Annotated in this window: 2 protein-coding genes; one reads left to right on the plus strand and one right to left on the minus strand. The window is 38.7% G+C overall.

What is annotated here, in order from left to right:
• On the minus strand, positions 1-2,866 hold a 2,866-nt coding region (locus L1D51_RS20960), incomplete at its 3' end, for an insulinase family protein (RefSeq protein WP_239964764.1).
• A 166-nt stretch (positions 2,867-3,032) separates the two neighbouring features.
• On the opposite strand from L1D51_RS20960, the gene L1D51_RS20965 reads away from it, so the two are divergent.
• A partial coding sequence (locus tag L1D51_RS20965) for an MAPEG family protein (RefSeq protein WP_239964765.1) occupies positions 3,033-3,413 on the plus strand: 381 nt, incomplete at its 3' end.

Genomic DNA, 3,413 nt, shown 5'->3' on the forward strand with positions numbered 1-3,413 from the left:
CTTTATAAAAACTTTCTAAGTTTTCGACTTTTGTTTGGCTTTTCAGATCTGCAAATGGCTTGTCTGCAAACTTACTACCACGCATTTGAATGTTTAAACGCGCAGCTTCACTATTGAGCATCGTTTTCTTGTAATAATCTTTCAGATCAGCCAAGGTTACTTTTTCAACTTCAGCGATAAGCTTTTCTTTAGAGTCAAACTTAAAGTTCTCACGATACCAGTCTGTAATAAGTGGCGACATTTCATCACTTAAATTCTTAGGTTGCTCTTTTAAAGACACAAGCGTTGCATTTTTAAGTTGTGCAAATGTTTCTTCTGTCATGTTATCAAGCTCAACAGCGTATTGCTTTTTGAACTCATCAAAACGCGCTTGCATTTCTTTAGGACCTTTAACCGGTGTTTGAATATAAAGACCCAATGCTGAGTAGTCTTCAATTGGACGCGCTAGCGCACCAACCGCATAAGCTAATTGCTCTTCAGTACGTAACTTATCAAACGCTACAGTTCTAAAGTGGCTTTGTAAGATTTGTGCCTGCGCTTTTTGCTTATAGCCAGGTGTTGGGTGTACAACCATATCAATAATTGCTACATCAGCTACATCAATATCTTTTTGCAGTACAATACGTTCACCAGCCTGAGGTAACCAAGCTTTGCTTCTGGCAAACTCAGTCGCTTCATGACCTTTAGGTAAAATTGCAGTTAGTTTACTCGCAATAGCGTCAACATCATTTTGGTTATAGTTACCAAACGTGAATACGCGTAAGTCATTGGCAGCAAGTGTTGATTGCTTAATAGCCATAAAATCACCTAAGGTAAGCGCATCTGCCGCAGCAATCAAGGTTTCAGTATCAAATTTACCACTACGAGTAAGCTTAGAGTACTCACCGAATGCTTGATAGAACGGGAACTGTTTTTGCTGATTTAGTAAATCACGCTTAAAACGATCGATTGCTTGGGCAAAACCTTCTTCTGACACCTCTAAGGTTAGATTTTCAAGCGCCTGAGCTAAAAGGACATCTTGTTTATCTGTGAAACCACTAAGCGATAACACAAGGCCATTACTTGGCTGTAACCCTAAACTCATACCTGCAACAGCGGCTTCTGTGCTTAATTTACTTTGTTGTAAGTTATAAAGATCAGCCCAAATTGAGTAAAGAACCTGTGATTTTACATTCACAAGGGCATCTGGCGTATTAATGTAAACTTCAACAAGACCTTTAGGCTGCTCAGCAAACTGCTGACTTGCTTGACGCCAAACTTTAACGCCTTGCTTATCAAATACGAGTTCAGGGTGCGCTTGTTGTTTAAACTCAGCTGTTTTAATTGCAAAGCTTTCAGGTAATAAGCGGTTTACTGTGGGTAATGCTAACGCGTATTCACTTGGTTTATTCCAGCTTGCAACTTCTGACTCGCTGATATCTTCAATACGATATTTACCATCGTAAAAATGCAGCTGTGAATCTGTCTCTTCTTGTTTTGAAATATACCAAATACGTAAAGTATCTTCATTTAATTGCGAAAGGACATTTTGCACCGCATCTGCATCAAACTTTGCATAATAATAAGGTGCGTTAATTGCGTTGTTCACAGGGAATTTTTGCATGCTATCAGTTAAGTTACTTACATAACCAAACTCATCACCTTTTTCGAGGAATTGAAATTCATTGTTTAACGATGTACGAATTTCATTAAAGTATTTGCTATCAACACCCTGCTCTTTAATAAGCGCAATGTACTGCATAACCATAGCCACAATTTCTTCGCGGTTTTGCATGCCAGCATCAGTCAATTCAATATTAACCGTTAAGCTGCCGTAGTTACCATATTGTGTTGGAGCATCAGAAGCAGATAGACGTGACACCCAGCCTTTATCACGTAAAATTTGTGCCGGGCTGCCTTGCATTTCGTTACTTAAAAGGTATGAAACAAAACGATTTGGTTTAACCGCAAACTGTGAACTGTTATCAGCAATTGTGAACTCTAACTGTAGTTGTTTTACATCTTCATTTGGTGAGTAGTAAACACGCTTTCCGCCAGCAACAGAAAAGTCTAACTTATCAGTCACCGTTGGTTTTTCGATTTTTTTGTTTTCAATATCAGCAAAATACTGTTTAGCTTTTGCTTCCATTTCAGCCAGTGGACGATTTGAGATCATCGCCACTTTCATAATGTTCGATGAATAATATTTGTTATAGAAAGCAACGGTTTCTTTATGCAGATTGCTGCCTTCTTTGTCACCTAAAGTTTCTAGGTTACCAATTAAGAAACGGTTTGCAGGGTGTGAGCCCATCATTTGACGTGCCAGTTTAAATTGGCCAAAAAAGTCCATTTCACGACGCATTGACCACTCTGCGTTTACCGCATTTTTTTCTTTGTCTGTGTATTCAGGGTAAAGCTTTGGTGATTTAAAGAAATCAGCAAAGCGGTCAAGTGCTTCGTCGTAGGCATCATTGTTTACTTTGAACATGTAGTTTGTGATATCTAACCAGGTGTAAGCGTTATGTGCGCCACCATTTTTGGTCATGAAATCACTGTAACCTTTAGTGTCTGGGTAGCGGTCTGTACCAAGGAACAGCATATGCTCTAGGTAGTGCGCCATGCCTTGTTGCGACATAGGGTCGTGCAATAAACCAACGCCTACACTCAAAGCAGCAGCTGATTTTTCAGCACTAGGATCTGAAATCAAAATTACATCAATTTCGTTATCTAGTTTTAATGTTTTGTACTCACGGGTGTCGTTTGGGCTGATAACTAACGAGTCAGGAATAAGGTTAGTATTAGCTGCAGGAGGCGTTGTGGTAGAAGTAGAAGAACAACCAGCTAACACTGCAAAAGCGATTGCACTGAGTCCCATTATTTTTTTCATTATTTTGTATCCATTAGAAATTGAATAAATTTTTATTTATCATGTGTTTTCGAGCGCCGCAATTCAATGCTTTTCAGCTAAGTTACAGCAAAACTTTGTAACACATTGTGAAAATGCAATACTTACGGTTAAGATTAATAGCAATAACTATAACAAAGGATGAGCTATGGAAAAGTGGCTAATTGTAGCAATGTTCACTCAGGTCTTTCTGACTTTTGCAGTCATGTACATTATGGGTAAGCGTCGTTTTCGTGCTGCAAAACAAAAAACCATCGAGATGAAAGACTTCTTAACAATGGAGCTTGAAAAGGCTGGGGATAATGTTCGCGTGGCAGATCGTAACTTTATCAATCAATTCGAAATGCCTGTGCTGTTTTTTATTGCGTGTTTAACAGCTCTGCAAGTCAATGCTGTTGGTACTGTATTTGTTGCCCTTGCTTGGGTTTATGTTGCATTAAGAATTATTCATAGCGTAATACACTTAACTTCAAACACCTTGAAGGCGCGCTATTATAGTTTCGTTATCAGTAGCTTTATAATGCTAATA

The organism is Pseudoalteromonas shioyasakiensis (assembly GCF_022398475.1).
GTDB lineage: Bacteria > Pseudomonadota > Gammaproteobacteria > Enterobacterales > Alteromonadaceae > Pseudoalteromonas.